The following is a 16,461-nucleotide window of genomic DNA, read 5'->3' on the forward strand; positions in this document are numbered from 1 at the left end:
CTAATCAACTTCCGGTTTTACTAGCGGGAACAAAATAGTTTCACGAATTCCAAGACCTGTGAGCGCCATGAGTAAACGATCGACGCCCATTCCCATTCCACCCATTGGGGGCATGCCGAATTCCATTGCGCGTAAGAAATCTTCATCCACTTGCATTGCTTCTAAATCACCTTTAGCTCCAAGCTGAGCCTGCTCCACTAAGCGATTACGTTGAATGACTGGGTCAATAAGTTCTGAGTACCCAGTTGCTAACTCAAATCCATCGACATAGAGATCCCATTTTTCAACCATGCCTGGCAGCTCGCGGTGGGCACGCACCAAAGGTGAAGTGTCTACTGGATAGCCCATCACAAAGGTTGGCTCAACTAACTTATCTTTTGCTACATGTTCAAAGATCTCTTCGGCGAGCTTGCCTGTTACCCACTTCGGGTCAATCTTCATGCCAAGTTTTGTCGCATATTTCTTTAGCTCATCGATAGAAGTCAATGCCGTTACCGTCTCACCTACACCTTGCGAAATTGCGTCGTAGAGCGAAATCTCTTTCCATGTGCCGCCAAGGTCTGCTTGACGTCCATCGTGATGGGTGACAACGTGAGAACCCGACACGGCAACGGCTGCATTTTGAACCAGCGAACGAGTGAGATCAGCGATTGTGCGCCAATCACCGTATGCCATATATGACTCGACCATTGCAAACTCTGGTGAGTGAGAAGAATCGGCGCCTTCATTACGGAAATTTCGATTAATTTCAAAGACGCGCTCAATACCGCCCACAACGCAACGCTTTAAGAAGAGTTCAGGGGCAATACGCATATATAAATCCATGTCATAAGCGTTGCTGAATGTTTTAAATGGACGCGCCGTTGCCCCACCATGCATGACTTGCAGCATGGGTGTCTCTACTTCGATAAAGCTCTGTGAGTGAAAAGTTTCACGAAGTGAACGCATGACATTGGGGCGCATGCGAGCAGCACTGCGCGCTTCCGGGCGAACAATAAGATCGACATAACGCATACGAACGCGCGTCTCTTCCGACATCGGCTTGTGATCATTAGGTAGTGGTCGTAGCGATTTTGATGCAAGTGTCCAAGAATTAGCAAGAATCGATAGCTCACCGCGCTTAGAGGTAATGATTTCACCAGTGACTGAAACAATGTCACCTAAATCAATATCTGATTTCCAGGCATCGAGTTGCACTTCGCCGACTTTATCCAGGGATAACATCGCTTGCAGCTCTGTTCCATCACCTTCGCGCAGCGTTGCAAAGCAAAGTTTTCCTGTATCACGCTTAAAAATTATTCGCCCGGTAAGGCTTTCAATATCTCCGGTAGCGATATCGGTTTCAAGACCCACGTATTTTTCACGAATCTCTGACAATGATTTTGTGCGAGCAACTGCCACCGGATATGGCTCAATTCCACGCTCAAGCAGGCTGGCGCGCTTCTCGCGACGAATCCGAAGTTGCTCCGGTAGATCGTCCTCTTGTGCGGGTGAGTTATCGGTGGTCATGGTGGCGCACAGTCTATCGTTTTTGGCAGTAGAACTAGTGAGAGTTCTTCTCGTGGATAAGGCGAAGTCCAATGAGAGTCAGGTCTGGCTCATGCTCATCAATGGTTTCTGAAACTCCAATAATGAGCGGGGCTAATCCACCCGTTGCAATAACTATCGGTGCTTTCTCATAACTTTGCGCAAGTTCATCAGTAATGCGTTCGACAAGGCCATCAACCTGTCCCGCAAATCCATAGATCGTTCCTGATTGCAAAGCTTCTACAGTGTTCTTGCCAATAACATTCTTTGGCCTGATTAATTCAACTTTTCTTAGCTGTGCTGCGCGTGCTGCCAACGCATCGACAGAGATTTCAATACCGGGTGCGAGTGCGCCACCTAAAAACTCACCTTTCGGAGAAACAACATCAAGATTTGTGGAGGTTCCGAAATCAACAACAATTGCAGGTCCACCATAGAGAGTATGGGCAGCTAGCGTATTAACTATTCGGTCTGCGCCTATCTCTTTGGGGTTATCTACCAGCAATTGAACGCCAGTCTTTGTTCCTGGTTCCACGATTGTCACCGGGGTGTCACTGAAATATGTATCAATCATGGTCCGCAATTCGCGAAGGGTAGCCGGGACAGAGGAACAGATGGAAAGTGCAGCGACTTCATAACCGGTAACAAGTGCGCTGTATTGCAACCATAGTTCATCAGCTGTTGTGCGGGGATCAGTCTTTACTCGCCAGGACCTAATGAGAGTTTCTTTCTCAAATATTCCTAGAACTGTATTTGTATTTCCCACATCGATTGTTAACAACATAATTACTCCGCTCTCAGATCTAGGCCAATATCTAAAACAGGTGCGCTATGAGTTAGTGCACCAATTGCCAAGTAGTCAACGCCGGTTTCGGCATATGCACGTGCGTTCGTCAGTGAGATTCCACCAGATGCTTCGAGTTTAAATGCACCCGCTACTAGTGCAACCGCCTTTGCGCATAGCTCTGGACTCATGTTATCGAGCAGCACACAATCAGGTTTCAGTGAAATTACTTCTGCTAATTGATCCAGAGTATCGACTTCAATTTCGATCTCAGCTGTCGGATTCTTCTCACGTACCCGGTTGAAAGCTGCTGTGACTCCGCCAGCTGCGGCAATGTGATTATCTTTAATGAGCGCGCCCGCACTTAAATTCATCCGATGATTGGTTCCGCCGCCCATACGAACTGCGTACTTTTCCAAGACTCGCATTCCTGGTGTTGTCTTTCGTGTATCTCTGATTGCACAAGTAGTTCCTGCAATTGCATCTACCCAAGTGCGGGTCAGTGTGGCAATGCCGCCCAGATGTCCGAGAAAATTAAGCGCAGTACGTTCTGCCAGCAAGATTGCTCGAGTATCTCCGCGAACGCTCATGAGAACATTTCCCTTAGCGACCTTTGTGCCATCGGCAACCAATACCGCGATATCGCTCAGGCCCACTTCTTCAAGTACCGCGCGTGCCATATCCATGCCAGCAATAACACCCGCACTACGGGAGACAAAATCTGCAACGACTCGTTCACTTCCAGAAACCGTGGCAACCGAAGTGATGTCTTGCCCGCCATCTAGATCTTCAGCAAGTGCGCGTTTAATGAGTTCGCGATCAATCATTGATTGCCTACCTCCTGATAACCCGTTGTCCAGTATCCAGTTTGATCAAGTTGTTGCACAATACGCTTTCGCCATTGATCGCTTGTTTCTGGGAAATCTTCCCGCCAGTGTGAGCCACGTGTCTCTTGGCGAATGAGTGCTGCTTTAAGAATAGCTTGCGCTAATTGAAAGAGGTTGGTTGTCTCCCACGCCTCTACACACGGCTGCGCGCTAGTTCTATCTTCAATACGTGTGAGATCTGAACTTGTGCGCACTAATGAATCCGAGGAGCGCAATACCCCCGCTCCCCGGCTCATGCTCACCTGAATATCGTGACGTACTGATGGGTCAAGAAGTATGGCTCGTGAGACATTTTCTACCGGCTCAGTAAATTCAGGAAGGTTCGCTGCAATATCTGATGCGATACGCGCACTGAAAACAAGGCCCTCGAGTAAGGAATTAGATGCAAGTCGATTGGCTCCATGCACTCCAGAACATGCTGTTTCACCGCACGCATAGAGACCATTGACACTCGTCCTGCCATTGAGATCCACGCGTACGCCACCGGATGCATAGTGAGAAGCCGGTGCCACCGGAATTAACTCTGTGAGTGGATTTATTCCATGTGCAATACAGGATGCATAAATGGTTGGAAATCTCTTCTCAAATCCTTCCAGGTGGCGCACATCAAGCCACACATGCTGTGCATGATTCTTATTCATTACTCGCATAATTGAAATTGCCACAACATCGCGTGGCGCTAGCTCAGCAAGTGGATGAATCTCTTTCATAAATCTATTCCCTTGGTCATCAAGGAGATAGGCACCTTCACCTCGTACTGCTTCGCTAATCAAAGGTTGCTGGCCTTCGGAGTTATTTCCTAGCCATAAAACGGTGGGGTGGAATTGAATAAATTCCACATCAGCAACTTTGGCACCGGCGCGAAGTGCTAGGGCAACGCCATCTCCAGTTGAAACAGAAGGGTTGGTAGTTTGAGCAAAGACTTGTCCTAATCCACCGGTTGCCAAGACAACAGCCTTAGCAATTGCGCGACCAACTCCATCGCGACTACCAGCACCAATCACGTGCAAAGTCACGCCGCAGATATCTCCAATATCGTTTTTAAGCGCGTCTAAAACAAGTGCGTTCTCAACAACCTCGATTTCAGGATCGTTGTGAACAGCTGCAAGCAGGGCGCGTGAAACTTCAGCTCCGGTTGCATCACCCCCTGCATGGATAATTCGATTACGTAAATGTCCGCCTTCGCGAGTAAGTGCGATCTCACCACTTGCCTCTTTATCAAAAATAGCGCCACGTTCAATAAGTTTTCGTACCGCCTCCGGTCCTTCTGTGACTAATACTCGAACAGCATCGACATCACATAGCCCAGCACCAGCAACTAAAGTGTCTTTTTCGTGCGCTTCAGGTGAATCACCATCACCAAGGGCAGCAGCAATTCCACCTTGTGCCCACTTTGTCGAACCTTCATCAACGCTTGCTTTCGTAACAAGTAGAACGGATAAACCAAATGTTCGACATTGCAACGCCGTAGTTAGGCCAGCGATACCAGAGCCAACGACTATGACATCGGCTTGCGCAGTCCAGCCAGGTGCGGGGGCTACTAATCTCATGAGCGCTGCACCATCTGCCTATTGTCAATCAAACGGACCCCATTTATCCACCCGGCAACAATTGCACGAGTGTGTGCTGTATCTCCACCTGCTGGGAGAAAGCTTTCTTCATCGATGAAATCGGCGTAATCAACGGTAAGAAGTGGCTGTGATGCCAGAGCTTTACGTAATTCACTCTCAGTCTCAGATGCAAATAGGGCTTGTGAGATCACTGCCGCTGCTGCTCTGCCTTCGGGGGTTAATCGGATATTTCGGGATGACATCGCCAAGCCATCAGCTTCACGAATAATGGGTGCTCTAATGATTTTTACATCACCCGCAATCTCCTCAACAAGCTTTAGTTGTTGAAAATCTTTCTCGCCAAATATTGCGGTACTTGGTTTGAGTAAATCAAAAAATCTACGAACTACGGTGACCACACCATCGAAGTGCCCTGGTCTTGATTTACCTTCATAGAGATGTGAAATTGGACCAGCGGTAAGAACAGGGTGATCTTTCGGATAAATATCTGCGTGCGGCGGTAACCACACATGTGTCACACCGTGCATTGCAGCCAATTCAATATCAGCATCTGGAGTTCTTGGGTACTTTGCTAAATCTTCCGTATTCTCAAATTGCAGTGGGTTCACAAAAATACTAACCACCACGTTCTCGCTGTGCTCTTTAGCAATAGACATTAGTGAAGCATGTCCTGCATGAAGTGCGCCCATCGTGGGAACAAATGCGCAGCCTGAAGGAAGTTGGCCAACATCTGTTACTACTTTCATGGCTCCAGTCCTTTCAGGTACCGGGCAGGCAGTGAGTTAAGTCTAAAGCGTTATGGCAATTGCTCCAAAAGGTGAGAGATCTTCCCGTGGGTGAGCAAAATTGCATCGGGTTCAATCTCACTCCAAGGTTGTAATACAAAGCGTCTTTCATGTGCCCGTGGATGTGGAAGTTCTAACTCTTCGGCGCTGCTGAGCAGACTGCCATATTGAATGAGATCTAGATCAATAGTTCTGGGGCCCCATCGCTCCTGGCGCTCTCGGCCAAGAGTTTTTTCAATGCCATGTAAGAGTGAGAGTAGATCTGTCGCAGGTAATTCACTTTCTAGAATACAGACTGCATTAATGTAGTCGGGTTGCTCTGGACCCCCCACAGGTTTAGTGGTGTGCAAGGAAGAGACGGCAATAACTTCGGTTGCAGCTCGCAACATAGTCAGCGCTAACTCAATCTGTTCGCGGGGATTACCAATATTGGCACCGAGTGCAACGACTGCTTTCATCGCGAGATCGTTACTGCGATATCTGCAACCTCTGCCGAAACAGGCGCTTTAGGCTTATGCACGGTTACGCTCACGCGTTCAATCTGCTGATGAGATGCCTTAATTCGATCTGCAATTCTTCCAGCGAGTTTTTCAATCAATTGCACTCGAGCGCCAGTAATTTCTTCCACTACAAGATCAGCGAGAGCACCGTAATCGATGGTGTCTTCTAAATTATCTGAGGTGCTCGCTTTTGATAAATCTAAGGCAATCTCGAGATCAACGTAGAAATCTTGTCCATTTTTTGCTTCATGGTCAAAGACTCCGTGATAGCCAAACCCTTGAATGCCCTTAATTGAAATTACATCACTCATGCGCTGATCGCATCCTTATTCACCTTCACACCGTGAACTCTAACTGCCCAAATACCTTTACCCACAAGTGATTGCGTAACTGCAACGGTGGCTTCTTCACGCGCATCTGGAGTGTCACCGCCAAGGAACCTCTTACGAGAATGCCCAATAAGAACTGGATATCCCAGGGCAATGAATTCATCGATGCGATTTAATATCTCCCAGTTATGTTCGGCATCTTTTGCAAAACCAATACCTGGATCAAGAATAATGTTCTCACGCTTAATGCCAGCAGCGAGTGCCTTATCTAGTTGCAGCGTTACTTCCTCGATTACCTCACTGACCACATCACCATAGATAGCCTTTGAATTCATATCTGCTGAATGACCTCGCCAATGCATCAGCGTGTATTTACAATCCAATTCGGCAACTGTTGCAAACATATCTGGATCTGCTGCCCCGCCACTGACATCATTAACAATGCTCGCACCTGCCTGCACAGCCAATCGCGCAGTCTCTGCTCGCATGGTGTCAATGCTCAGAGTGACGCCATTGCCAGCAAGGCCTTCAATGACGGGAATCACGCGCGCTTGTTCTTCCTGAGCCGATATTCGTTCGGCACCTGGCCGTGTAGATTCTCCGCCGATATCGATGATGTCGACACCTTCTTCGATCATCTCTAAGCCACGGGTGATTGCAATGTGTGTCTCAAAATTTACTCCACCATCGGCAAAGGAATCCGGTGTGACATTGAGAATTCCCATCACAAGCATTGAGATTTATCGATTCGTAATAAGACTAATTGCTTCAGCGCGAGTTGTTGGATCGCGTAGAACTCCGCGCACAGCTGATGTCGTTGTTCGTGCTTGAGACTTACGCACCCCACGCATTGACATACATAGGTGCTCGCAATCAATAATCACAATTACGCCCATTGGCTTAAGGATCTCAACGAGTGCGTCGGCAATCTGGGTTGTTAATCGCTCCTGCACTTGTGGTCTATGTGCAAAGAGATCTACTAATCGTGCAACTTTAGAGAGCCCAGTAATTTTCCCACTGGGGATATATCCAACGTGGGCAACACCATGAAATGGAGTGAGGTGGTGCTCGCAATGAGAAAATACCTCGATATCGCGAATGATGACTAACTCTTCATGTCCAATATCAAAAGTTGTTGTTAATACATCTTCTGGCTTCTGCCAAAGTCCCTCAAAGTTTTCGGCAAATGCACGAGCAACGCGTGCTGGTGTGTCTTTTAAGCCTTCACGATCGGGATCTTCACCAAGGGCCAATAAGAGTTCGCGGACAGCCTTTTCCGCGCGCTCATGATCATATGGATGCGATGCGCCTCCATCATGTGGCCCCATTGATACTGAAGAAATATCACTCACTCGGAAGTTGCTTTCTTCACGCGCCGTGCTTTTTTCGATGCATCAGGTGTTGCGGTGATGATGCGCTCTGGAATATCAACCGGTGGAGTAGCTGAAGGTGTGCGTGTTTCTGATCCTGTCCATGCCGGACGATTAGGCCATGACCTCACCTTGGCAAATATCTGCGCAATCTCTTCTTTATTGAGCGTTTCAATCTCAAGAAGTTTAATTACCATTTCATCAAGAATGGTTCTATTTGCTTCAAGAATGTCATAAGCCTCTTGGTGGGCAGTTTCAATTAATTTACGGATTTCAGCATCGACTACTGCAGCAACGTTCTCTGAATAATCTCGTTGATGTCCATAGTCACGGCCCATAAATGGTTCTGATGCATCGGTTCCTAATTTAATTGCGCCAATTGCCTCAGTCATTCCATATTGGGTCACCATTGCGCGAGCAAGCGCGGTTGCCTTTTCAATGTCATTTGAGGCACCAGTGGATGGGTCATGGAAGATAAGTTCTTCGGCGGCGCGACCACCCAGTGAATACGCCAACTGATCAAGAAGTTGGTTACGTGTAGTTGAGTATCTATCTTCATCAGGTAACACCATGGTGTAACCAAGTGCTCGCCCGCGCGGCATGATAGTTATTTTATGAACTGGATCAGTATGCGGAAGAGCATGCGCAACAAGTGCGTGACCTGCTTCGTGATATGCAGTAACGCGACGTTCCTCTTCAGACATCAACCGTGACTTGCGCTGTGGTCCAGCCATGACGCGATCAATGGCCTCATCTATCTGCGTATTACCAATTGTCTTTTGGCCTTCACGCGCAGATAGCAACGCTGCTTCATTAAGCACATTTGCTAGATCGGCTCCAGTGAATCCTGGTGTTCTGCGGGCATATGCAACGAGTTCAACTTCCTTTGAAATTGGTTTGTTCTTTGCATGCACTTTCAGAATATCTCCCCGGCCCTTGAGATCTGGGCGCTCGACTGGAATCTGACGATCAAAACGCCCTGGACGAAGAAGTGCTGGATCAAGAACATCTGGACGGTTTGTGGCAGCAATGAGAATCACTTGGCCATTAGCTTCAAAGCCATCCATCTCAACGAGAAGTTGATTGAGAGTTTGTTCGCGTTCATCATGGCCGCCACCCATACCGGCACCACGCTGGCGTCCAACTGCATCGATTTCATCTACGAAAACTATCGCGGGTGCATTCGCCTTCGCTTGGTTGAACAAATCGCGAACTCGGGCGGCGCCAACTCCCACAAACATTTCTACAAAGTCAGAGCCAGAAATTGAATAGAAAGGAACTTTTGCTTCACCGGCAACGGCGCGAGCAAGAAGAGTCTTTCCTGTTCCTGGCGGGCCGTAGAGAAGTACTCCCTTAGGAATCTTGGCACCGAGTAGCGCGTACTTAGCTGGGTCTGCCAGGAAATCTTTTATTTCTTCTAGTTCAGCGATTGCTTCATCAGCACCTGCAACATCATCAAATGTATTCTGCGGTACATCGTTATCTTGCAGCTTTGCCCGTGATTTACCAAAGGAAAATACTCTATTTCCACCTTGTGCTTGGCTCATCAACAGGAAGAAGAGCAGACCGATAATAAGTATTGGACCGAAGCTAAAGAGAATAGTCGTTAGTACTGATGTCTTTGGAACATCTACCGTCCAGCCTTTTATTGGCGGATTAGCTGTGAGTTCATCGATAAGTGTGGGTTCTTGGCGCGCAATGTAAGAAGCTTCAACTTTTGTTGCACCTTTAATTGTCTTTCCGTTACTTAATATCAGGCGAATCTTCTGACTCTTATCAATCAGTACAGCTGACTCAACTTCAGATTGTGAGATGGCAGCAATTGCTTGTGAAGTCTTAATCTCGGTATATCTATTTGAGGCGCTGGAGATTTGCCCAAAAATGGTTACTCCAATAATTGCGACGATAATCCAAAAGAGTGGTCCTCGGAAAAGTTTCTGTGCACGTGTCTGCGGCGTCGCTTTCACATTCTTTTTCGCAGCGCTTTTCTCTTTGGACTTTTTGAATTTATCCAATGGAGACTTAGTTTGGGGTGCTTGGGAAGACATGGAGCTCCTTATGAGTACATGTGCTTGGCAAGCACACCGATAAATGAAAGGTTGCGATACTTCTCATTGAAGTCGAGTCCATATCCGACAACGAACTCTGTCGGAATATCAAAGCCGACGTATTTAACGTTAACGTCGACTTTGGCAGCTTCAGGCTTGCGGAGAATTGCCAGAATTTCAACGGATGCCGCGCCGCGAGAAAGTAAGTTTGATTTGAGCCATGAGAGCGTCAGACCTGAATCAACAATGTCTTCCACAATCAGCACATGGCGACCAGTGATATCCCGATCTAAATCTTTAAGGATTCGAACTACGCCACTTGATTTTGTACCGGAGCCGTAGGAAGAAACAGCCATCCAGTCCATTTCAATATGTGTTTTCATTGCACGAGTGAGGTCTGCCATCGCCATGATCGCACCTTTAAGAACTCCGACAAGTAGAACTTGTTTGTCTTTGTAATCGGCATCAACGAGCGCTGCAAGTTCTTTAATCTTTGCAGCCAGTTCTGCTTCCGTTGCAATAACTTTTTCAACATCTGTGCCGACTGCTGCGAGATCCACCGGGTGTGCTCCTTATGTGTTCGAATCGAACTTACTGGTTTGAGAGCGAAAGTCTGCCCGAAATTCGCTCAACCTTCACACCACCCGGCAGGCTCACCAGCCCCTGACCGTGCCAAGAAGTGACCAGCGCCTCAACTGCCCCGACATGGTCAGCTGAAATTGAGCCTGAAGGTGCACCCGCTGCATAGATTGCGCTGCGCAGGATGCGAGTTCTGATCGCTCGAGGCAAAAGCTCAAGGGCTGAGCAATCCAAATCTTTGAGGTTATGACTTGAAATTTCAGCGCTGGCAATTGCATCCAGGGCATCGGCATCATCTCGAAGTAAAGCAGCACTGCGGGCCAGAGCTGCTGCAATTCCAGGGCCAATCTGTTCTTCCATTACCGGCAGAACTTCACGGCGAACTCTCACTCTAGAAAACTCATGGTTTTCGTTATGAGGATCATTCCAAAATTCGACACCTGCTTCCGTGCAGGCTTCTTCGGTCTGCGTGCGAGTAAGTGAGAGAAGTGGCCTCAGATAAATTCCATTTTCAATTGCCATCCCGGAAAGTGAACGAGTTCCTGAACCACGAGCCAATCCGAGTAGAACGCTTTCGGCCTGATCATCTCGGGTGTGCCCCAGTAACACCCTGACCGCTTTTTTTTCTCCCGCAATTCTTTGTAGCGCTTCGTATCGAGCACTTCGCGCGCCAGCTTCTAATCCAGATTCAAGTGAGACATTTACTTTGGCAACCACCACATCTTGAAAGCCCATTGCTCTCAATTGTTTTTCGACTTTCGCTGCCTGGTCAGCTGATTTCTCTTGCAATTGATGATCGATAGTGACTGCAACGGCCTTGATTGCTAGCGGGGCGCATTCAACAAGTGTTGCTTGGGCTAGAGCGAGTGAATCTGCTCCCCCAGAAACTGCAACAAGAATGCAGTCGCCAGCTTCACATCTTTCGAGTTGCTCTCTTACCGCGTTACGAATTGCAACTGATGCCTGCGCCATGGGTCTAGGTTAGACCCGACCACCAAATGGCATAAGTCCCTTTACGCTATAAATATTTGAATAGAGCAGGCCTTTGCCCTTGGAATTCGCTTCCCACATCATGCCGCCACCTGCATAAATTGTGATGTGGTGAATTGTTGAGATGGTTCCTTTATATGAGTAAAAGAGAAGATCACCCGGTACCAACTCGTTGAGAGACACATGCTTTGTATAACCTGAATAGAGCGCTGAGTTAAGGCGATCCCAGTTAGGCCATCCAAGGCCAGCAGATTTGTAAGCTGCATAAACCAACCCGGAACAGTCGAATGAGTTAGGACCCTCTGAACCCCAAATATATGGTTTGCGCGCGAGGACCTGCTTCTTTGCAAATGCAACTGCAGCTGCACGTTGTGCTTCAGTGGTGCGAATGGTTGATCTTCCTTTAAATCCTATATCTGGCCAAACTTTTGCTTGGTTGATGGTGTTCGCTGCAGTTCCTGCCTGGCTCTCTTCCAGGAGAGCGAGCTGTCGCTGTTGTTCAAGTGTGATGCGAACATTTCGTGCAGTAGCAAGTTCTTTAATCAACTTATCTTGCACTGCGCGAAGTTTATCTACCTCTTTTTGTTGCAGTGCTTGTGCATCATCGGCAACTTTCTTAGCTGCGGCAACTTTTGCAGTTGCTACCTCTTGCACTGCTTTCGCCTCTTCCGCTTTTTTCTTGGCCGCACGAGCAACAATCTCTGCTTCTTTATATCTATCTAACGCAGTGCTGTTTTGTGCACCTAAGGTATTTAGTGTTGAAAGTTGATCAATCAGATCTTGTGGGCCGTTTGCACTGAGCAGTGGTTCGATATCACTCATCGCACCACCAAGCATGTAAGCATCAACTGCTAACTTGCCAATCACGCGATGTGCTTCTTGCACTGCTGCTGCAGTCTCAGCTGCATACTTGGCGGCAGCAACTGCTTGCGCGGTAGCGATATTCAGCTCATTCTGCGCCTTGAGATAGAGAGCTCGCGCAACACTTGCCTTTGCCGTCAATTCTTTAAGAGTTGTATTTGCCGCCGCTAATTTCTTTGCTGCTGCATCGGCGATCGCCTTCTTCGCCGCTTCTGCTTTCTTGGCGGCTTCAATTTCGGCCAGAGTCGGCTTGGGTTTTGCCACAGCAGGTGTGGATGCCAAAGTCAGCCCGGCAATAATTGCAAGGCTAAGTAGGCGATTTCTGCGGCGCATTGAAGAAGAATAAATCAGAGACAGTTATTAGTTGGGGCTATTGGCCCTGTGTCGTTAGTTAGCCACATCTCTTCGAGAGAAAAGTGTTGCAGCAACTATAGATCCAACAAATACATAGAGAGTTCCCAGAATTAATGCATGCAAATATGAAACATCTGAGCTACCACCTTGGGCAATTACTGATAGTTGATTTCCAGGCATCCAATCCAGCGTCACTGGTTTCACAGCGCCGATGAGGTTTTCAATAATAAGAAGCCACAAAACCCCGATAGAGATCGCAGAAATTGGCGAGCGAAAGAGCAGTCCTAACACCATTCCTACGATGCCAAAGTAAATTACTGAAATGCTGACATTGAGCAGCGTTTGACCAATTGCGTGGAAGCCCGATGCTGTGAACCATAAATCTGTCGCAACTTTTGCGCGCCCAGATAGCGCAACGGAAATCCCAATACTCACGATTGCTGAGATAATTACTAATACAAGAGCAAAGAGTTTCATGGCAATTAATTTGCCGGCCAAAATCCGAAGCCGCCCAGGTTGGCGCACGAGCAGATTTCTTAAAGTTCCGTAGGTGTACTCCTGCGCGGTCTGTGCGGCGAAAACACAGAGTGCAATAACTCCGAGTAACCCACCCACTGATGCAAATCCAAAAACAGAGCCCCCAGCTAATTCCAGAACTTCTCGACTCACCTGTCGACCACGATCTGAGTTTCCTCTTTCAGAATCAATCATGAGGTAGAGAAAAACGCTGGTTAAGGCGGTGAAGAAAAGAGCAGCACCTAAAGTGCCAAGGAAGAGAGTTGGTCTGCGCAGCTTGCGCCACTCGGCCATAATCACGCGAATCATGATCGATCTCCAGTCATTTCAAAGAATGTCTCTTCTAGGTTAGGAAGTTGCGGAGCAAGTTGGGTAAGAACAATGCCTGCTTCAAATGCTTTTTTATTGAGAGTTCCGGCCCACTCTTCTGGACCTTCAATATGTGCAACTTCAGAGCGGATTGAGGCCTTATGTCCATCGCGTTCGGCAATCTCAATAATCTTCTGTAAGTCCGAAGGATTTTGCGTCTTCACCAAAATCAGTGGCTGTTGCGCTTGCATAAGTTCTAGAAGTGGCCCTGCAAATACAACTTCGCCTTTTCGTAACATGACGATGTATTCACTAATGAGTTCTAGCTCTGAAAGTAGATGTGATGAGACAAAAACAGTGGTGCCCTGTGAAGCTAGCTTTTTGAGTAAGTCACGAACTTCTTGGATGCCTTCTGGATCTAATCCATTGGTTGGTTCATCTAGTATCAAAATCTTTGGATTCGGCAGCAGGGCTGCTGCAATACCCAGTCGCTGCTTCATGCCGAGTGAATATGTTTTATATTTCGATTGGCCTCGTCCCTCGAGTCCTACTATGCGAATAAGTTCTTCCACGCGTTCGATAGGAAATCCGCCCAGGGTTGCCAGGACTTTAAGGTTCTCCGCACCTGACAGCGCCGGATAGAAGGCAGGACCTTCAATCATGGCGCCCACTTGTGAGAGGTATTTATCTGGGTGGCTGATGGATTGCCCAAGAATTTCCGCAGTTCCGCCCGTAGGTGAGATCAAGCCGAGCAGCATACGAATAGTTGTTGTCTTACCCGCTCCATTAGGACCAACGAACCCACAGATGGTGCCTAAGGGAACTTCAAAATTTGCGTGCGAGACTGCAAAGCCAGAATCGTATTTCTTGCTGAGATCTTTGACAGATATCGCGATAGTCGTCATATGTGCAAAATACCACGCAAACCTTAGAATGCTCTTATGAGTAAAGAGGTCTGGGGTTATCACGAACACCCAAAACGTCGCGAGCCCGAGTGGGTAGTTCATCCTCAAACTTCAGCAGTTCGCGAAGGACTCGCTCGTTCTGGATTCGGTGAGACATCTGAGGCGCTCTATCTCAACAGTGGATTTACCTACACCGATTCACAAGAAGCAGCCGATGCTTTTACCGACCAAACTGATCATTTTCTCTATAGCCGCTTTCATAATCCAACTGTTGCAATGTTTGAAAAGCGATTGGCAGCCATAGAAGGAGCAGAACACTGCGTAGCAACCGCATCTGGAATGGCTGCAATGTTTGCATCCTTGGCTTGCATTCTTGAAGCTGGTGACCACATTGTTGCTTCAGCTGCGATGTTTAGCTCATGCCATGTTGTTATTACCGAAATCTTGCCTAAGTGGGGCGTGACTTACGAGTTAGTTAAAGCGAATGATAAAGCTGGCTGGGAGAAAGCACTGTCTAAGAAAGTAAAGGCAGTATTTATTGAAACACCAAGTAATCCACTTCTTGAAATTGTTGATATCAGATTTGTCTCCGATTTAGCCCACAAAGTTGGTGCAACGGTGATTGTTGATAACGTGATGGCATCGCCGGTATTACAAAAACCGCTCGAACTGGGCGCAGATGTGGTGATGTATTCAGCAACAAAACACATTGATGGTCAAGGTCGCGTCCTTGCCGGTGCAATTCTTGGATCGTTCTCGTATATCTATGAAAAATTGATTCCTTTTGTTCGACATACGGGTCCAACGCTGAGTGCATTTAGCGCGTGGGTTCTTGTTAAATCTCTTGAAACTATGGGACTTCGAGTTTCTCGTATGTCAGAAAGTGCGCAGGCTATTGCGGAATTTCTTGAAGGGCATCCGAAGATTAAGAGTGTTCGCTATCCCGGCTTGCCTTCGCATCCGGATTTTGAATTAGCTAAGAAGCAGATGATTGCTGGTGGAACCACTATAGGTATTGAATTTGTCGGCTCACAACGGGAAGCCTTTACCTTTATGGATGCACTCTGCGTCATTGATATTTCAAATAATCTTGGAGATAGCAAATCACTCATTACTCATCCTGCTTCTACTACCCAGCGACGCCTGAGCCCTGAAGATCAGCTCAAGATGGGTATTACTCCTTCGGTACTCAGACTTTCCGTCGGTTTAGAACACGTTGGCGATTTAATTAAAGATCTAGATCAAGCACTGAGTAACTGAGCTACAACCAGTAATACTGAGAATAAACTCAAGTAGGTGATCGACCAATGGAAAATTCCAGCAGCCACCTTGTTGTAGTTATCTGAATTCTCTTTGAGTGCAAAAAGTTGGAATGTAAATACTGCTCCAAGAAATACTGTGGCACAGAGAACCCATACCGGCAGTCCCGCCAATTGAATCATGGCTGCAGAAGACACGACCATGGCAATTGTGTGAAACCACATCTGGTTAATGACGTTAGATTGTGTTGAAACCGAAGGCAACATTGGAATTCCAGCCGCCGAATAATCATCTTTATATTTAATTGCAAGAGCCCAGAAATGTGGTGGCGTCCAAAAGAAAACAACTAGAAAGAATGCAACCGGAACGAGAGTCAGTGATCCTGTGACAGCAGCCCAACCAATCAGAACTGGCATGCAGCCTGCTGCACCACCCCAGACAATATTCTGTGAAGTGTTGGGCTTAAGAATGATTGTGTAAATGACCACATAGTAGAAAATTGCTAGCGCTGCGAGAAGAGTTGCCAGCTCGGTGGTAAAGATTTCAAAAATGAGGAGAGATAGAACTGTCAATATGGAGGCGAAGATGATTGCTTGGGTTCGAGTGACGGATCCTGTTACCAAAGGACGCTGTGAAGTTCGAGCCATTAACTTATCGGTTTCAGCTTCAAGCACCATGTTAAAGGCGTTAGATGCACCTGCAGCTAACGTGCCACCAATCAGCGTTGCCGCAACTAAGCCAAAACTTGGTAACCCTTTCTCTGCCAAAACCATCGCTGGCAGAGTTGTAATAATCAAGAGTTCAACCACGCGTAATTTCATCAGGTCTACATATGCGCGCACCGACTTCATATGTATAGCCTACCTTTTTGCACTAGTACTCTTGC

At 47.4% G+C, this 16,461-nt stretch carries 17 protein-coding genes; 1 reads left to right on the top strand and 16 read right to left on the bottom strand.

The features are described 5' to 3' along the window. Genes lysS through A1sIIB76_RS06065 form a run of 15 tightly spaced genes read right to left on the bottom strand, consistent with a single transcriptional unit; the run spans position 1 to position 14,315 of the window. Positions 1-1,509, bottom strand: coding sequence for a lysine--tRNA ligase (gene lysS, locus A1sIIB76_RS05995; protein WP_095675290.1), 1,509 nt, complete (start codon positions 1,507-1,509; stop codon positions 1-3). Positions 1,510-1,543: 34 nt separating this feature from the next. Next, a complete protein-coding gene (locus A1sIIB76_RS06000; RefSeq protein ID WP_095675291.1) occupies positions 1,544-2,311 on the bottom strand; it encodes a type III pantothenate kinase in 768 nt (255 codons plus the stop codon). Positions 2,312-2,313: 2 nt separating this feature from the next. Continuing rightward, on the bottom strand, positions 2,314-3,138 hold the full coding sequence (nadC, locus tag A1sIIB76_RS06005) for a carboxylating nicotinate-nucleotide diphosphorylase (protein ID WP_095697222.1): 825 nt from the start codon (positions 3,136-3,138) through the stop codon (positions 2,314-2,316). Further along, the gene (locus tag A1sIIB76_RS06010; RefSeq protein WP_095697223.1) at positions 3,135-4,748 is read right to left on the bottom strand and encodes an L-aspartate oxidase; all 1,614 of its coding nucleotides are present in this window, start codon (positions 4,746-4,748) and stop codon (positions 3,135-3,137) included. The genes nadC and A1sIIB76_RS06010 overlap by 4 nt, the downstream gene beginning before the upstream one ends. After that, positions 4,745-5,515: a 4-phosphopantoate--beta-alanine ligase gene (locus A1sIIB76_RS06015; protein ID WP_095697224.1), complete on the bottom strand. Its 771-nt coding sequence runs from the start codon at positions 5,513-5,515 to the stop codon at positions 4,745-4,747. The genes A1sIIB76_RS06010 and A1sIIB76_RS06015 overlap by 4 nt, the downstream gene beginning before the upstream one ends. A 50-nt stretch (positions 5,516-5,565) precedes the next feature. Then, the gene (gene folK / locus A1sIIB76_RS06020) at positions 5,566-6,012 is read right to left on the bottom strand and encodes a 2-amino-4-hydroxy-6-hydroxymethyldihydropteridine diphosphokinase (protein ID WP_095697225.1); all 447 of its coding nucleotides are present in this window, start codon (positions 6,010-6,012) and stop codon (positions 5,566-5,568) included. Next, entirely contained in the window at positions 6,009-6,365 is a 357-nt protein-coding gene (gene folB, locus A1sIIB76_RS06025) for a dihydroneopterin aldolase (protein WP_095697226.1), read from the bottom strand. Before folB ends, folK begins: the two co-directional genes overlap by 4 nt. After that, positions 6,362-7,117 carry a dihydropteroate synthase gene (gene folP, locus A1sIIB76_RS06030; RefSeq protein ID WP_095697227.1) on the bottom strand — a complete coding sequence of 252 codons (756 nt, stop codon included), beginning with the start codon at positions 7,115-7,117 and terminating at the stop codon, positions 6,362-6,364. Before folP ends, folB begins: the two co-directional genes overlap by 4 nt. A gap of 6 nt (positions 7,118-7,123) precedes the next feature. Beyond that, entirely contained in the window at positions 7,124-7,735 is a 612-nt protein-coding gene (gene folE, locus A1sIIB76_RS06035) for a GTP cyclohydrolase I FolE (RefSeq protein WP_241389350.1), read from the bottom strand. Next, on the bottom strand, positions 7,732-9,801 hold the full coding sequence (gene ftsH, locus A1sIIB76_RS06040) for an ATP-dependent zinc metalloprotease FtsH (protein WP_095697228.1): 2,070 nt from the start codon (positions 9,799-9,801) through the stop codon (positions 7,732-7,734). Before ftsH ends, folE begins: the two co-directional genes overlap by 4 nt. An 8-nt stretch (positions 9,802-9,809) precedes the next feature. After that, entirely contained in the window at positions 9,810-10,361 is a 552-nt protein-coding gene (hpt, locus tag A1sIIB76_RS06045; protein WP_095697229.1) for a hypoxanthine phosphoribosyltransferase, read from the bottom strand. 31 nt (positions 10,362-10,392) lie between these two features. Next, positions 10,393-11,352 carry a tRNA lysidine(34) synthetase TilS gene (gene tilS, locus A1sIIB76_RS06050; protein WP_095697230.1) on the bottom strand — a complete coding sequence of 320 codons (960 nt, stop codon included), beginning with the start codon at positions 11,350-11,352 and terminating at the stop codon, positions 10,393-10,395. A 9-nt stretch (positions 11,353-11,361) separates the two neighbouring features. Next, the gene (locus tag A1sIIB76_RS06055) at positions 11,362-12,564 is read right to left on the bottom strand and encodes a C40 family peptidase (protein WP_095685053.1); all 1,203 of its coding nucleotides are present in this window, start codon (positions 12,562-12,564) and stop codon (positions 11,362-11,364) included. 54 nt (positions 12,565-12,618) lie between these two features. Then, positions 12,619-13,410 (bottom strand): ABC transporter permease, encoded by a 792-nt coding sequence (locus A1sIIB76_RS06060; RefSeq protein ID WP_095697231.1) that lies wholly within the window; start codon positions 13,408-13,410, stop codon positions 12,619-12,621. Further along, complete coding sequence (locus A1sIIB76_RS06065) at positions 13,407-14,315, bottom strand: ABC transporter ATP-binding protein (protein ID WP_095697232.1); 909 nt, start codon at positions 14,313-14,315, stop codon at positions 13,407-13,409. The genes A1sIIB76_RS06060 and A1sIIB76_RS06065 overlap by 4 nt, the downstream gene beginning before the upstream one ends. Positions 14,316-14,351: 36 nt before the next feature. Between A1sIIB76_RS06065 and metZ the strand changes: the two genes are divergently transcribed. Beyond that, entirely contained in the window at positions 14,352-15,575 is a 1,224-nt protein-coding gene (gene metZ / locus A1sIIB76_RS06070) for an O-succinylhomoserine sulfhydrylase (protein WP_095697233.1), read from the top strand. Here metZ and A1sIIB76_RS06075 read toward each other — a convergent pair. After that, positions 15,557-16,426: a heme o synthase gene (locus A1sIIB76_RS06075; protein ID WP_095697234.1), complete on the bottom strand. Its 870-nt coding sequence runs from the start codon at positions 16,424-16,426 to the stop codon at positions 15,557-15,559. The genes metZ and A1sIIB76_RS06075 overlap by 19 nt on opposite strands. Positions 16,427-16,461: the final 35 nt, after the last annotated feature.

This window comes from Candidatus Planktophila versatilis (assembly GCF_002288265.1).
In the GTDB taxonomy this organism is placed as follows: Bacteria; Actinomycetota; Actinomycetes; order Nanopelagicales; family Nanopelagicaceae; genus Planktophila; species Planktophila versatilis.

Excerpts from the sequence above, each read along its gene's own strand:
- folK (WP_095697225.1), bottom strand. The coding sequence starts at position 6,012 with ATGAAAGCAGTCGTTGCACTCGGTGCCAATATTGGTAATCCCCGCGAA.
- A1sIIB76_RS06000 (WP_095675291.1), bottom strand. The coding sequence starts at position 2,311 with ATGTTGTTAACAATCGATGTGGGAAATACAAATACAGTTCTAGGAATA.
- lysS (WP_095675290.1), bottom strand. The coding sequence starts at position 1,509 with ATGACCACCGATAACTCACCCGCACAAGAGGACGATCTACCGGAGCAA.
- ftsH (WP_095697228.1), bottom strand. The coding sequence starts at position 9,801 with ATGTCTTCCCAAGCACCCCAAACTAAGTCTCCATTGGATAAATTCAAA.
- nadC (WP_095697222.1), bottom strand. The coding sequence starts at position 3,138 with ATGATTGATCGCGAACTCATTAAACGCGCACTTGCTGAAGATCTAGAT.
- folB (WP_095697226.1), bottom strand. The coding sequence starts at position 6,365 with ATGAGTGATGTAATTTCAATTAAGGGCATTCAAGGGTTTGGCTATCAC.
- A1sIIB76_RS06075 (WP_095697234.1), bottom strand. The coding sequence starts at position 16,426 with ATGAAGTCGGTGCGCGCATATGTAGACCTGATGAAATTACGCGTGGTT.
- tilS (WP_095697230.1), bottom strand. The coding sequence starts at position 11,352 with ATGGCGCAGGCATCAGTTGCAATTCGTAACGCGGTAAGAGAGCAACTC.
- metZ (WP_095697233.1), top strand. The coding sequence starts at position 14,352 with ATGAGTAAAGAGGTCTGGGGTTATCACGAACACCCAAAACGTCGCGAG.
- folP (WP_095697227.1), bottom strand. The coding sequence starts at position 7,117 with ATGCTTGTGATGGGAATTCTCAATGTCACACCGGATTCCTTTGCCGAT.
- A1sIIB76_RS06055 (WP_095685053.1), bottom strand. The coding sequence starts at position 12,564 with ATGCGCCGCAGAAATCGCCTACTTAGCCTTGCAATTATTGCCGGGCTG.
- A1sIIB76_RS06065 (WP_095697232.1), bottom strand. The coding sequence starts at position 14,315 with ATGACGACTATCGCGATATCTGTCAAAGATCTCAGCAAGAAATACGAT.
- A1sIIB76_RS06060 (WP_095697231.1), bottom strand. The coding sequence starts at position 13,410 with ATGATTCGCGTGATTATGGCCGAGTGGCGCAAGCTGCGCAGACCAACT.
- A1sIIB76_RS06010 (WP_095697223.1), bottom strand. The coding sequence starts at position 4,748 with ATGAGATTAGTAGCCCCCGCACCTGGCTGGACTGCGCAAGCCGATGTC.
- A1sIIB76_RS06015 (WP_095697224.1), bottom strand. The coding sequence starts at position 5,515 with ATGAAAGTAGTAACAGATGTTGGCCAACTTCCTTCAGGCTGCGCATTT.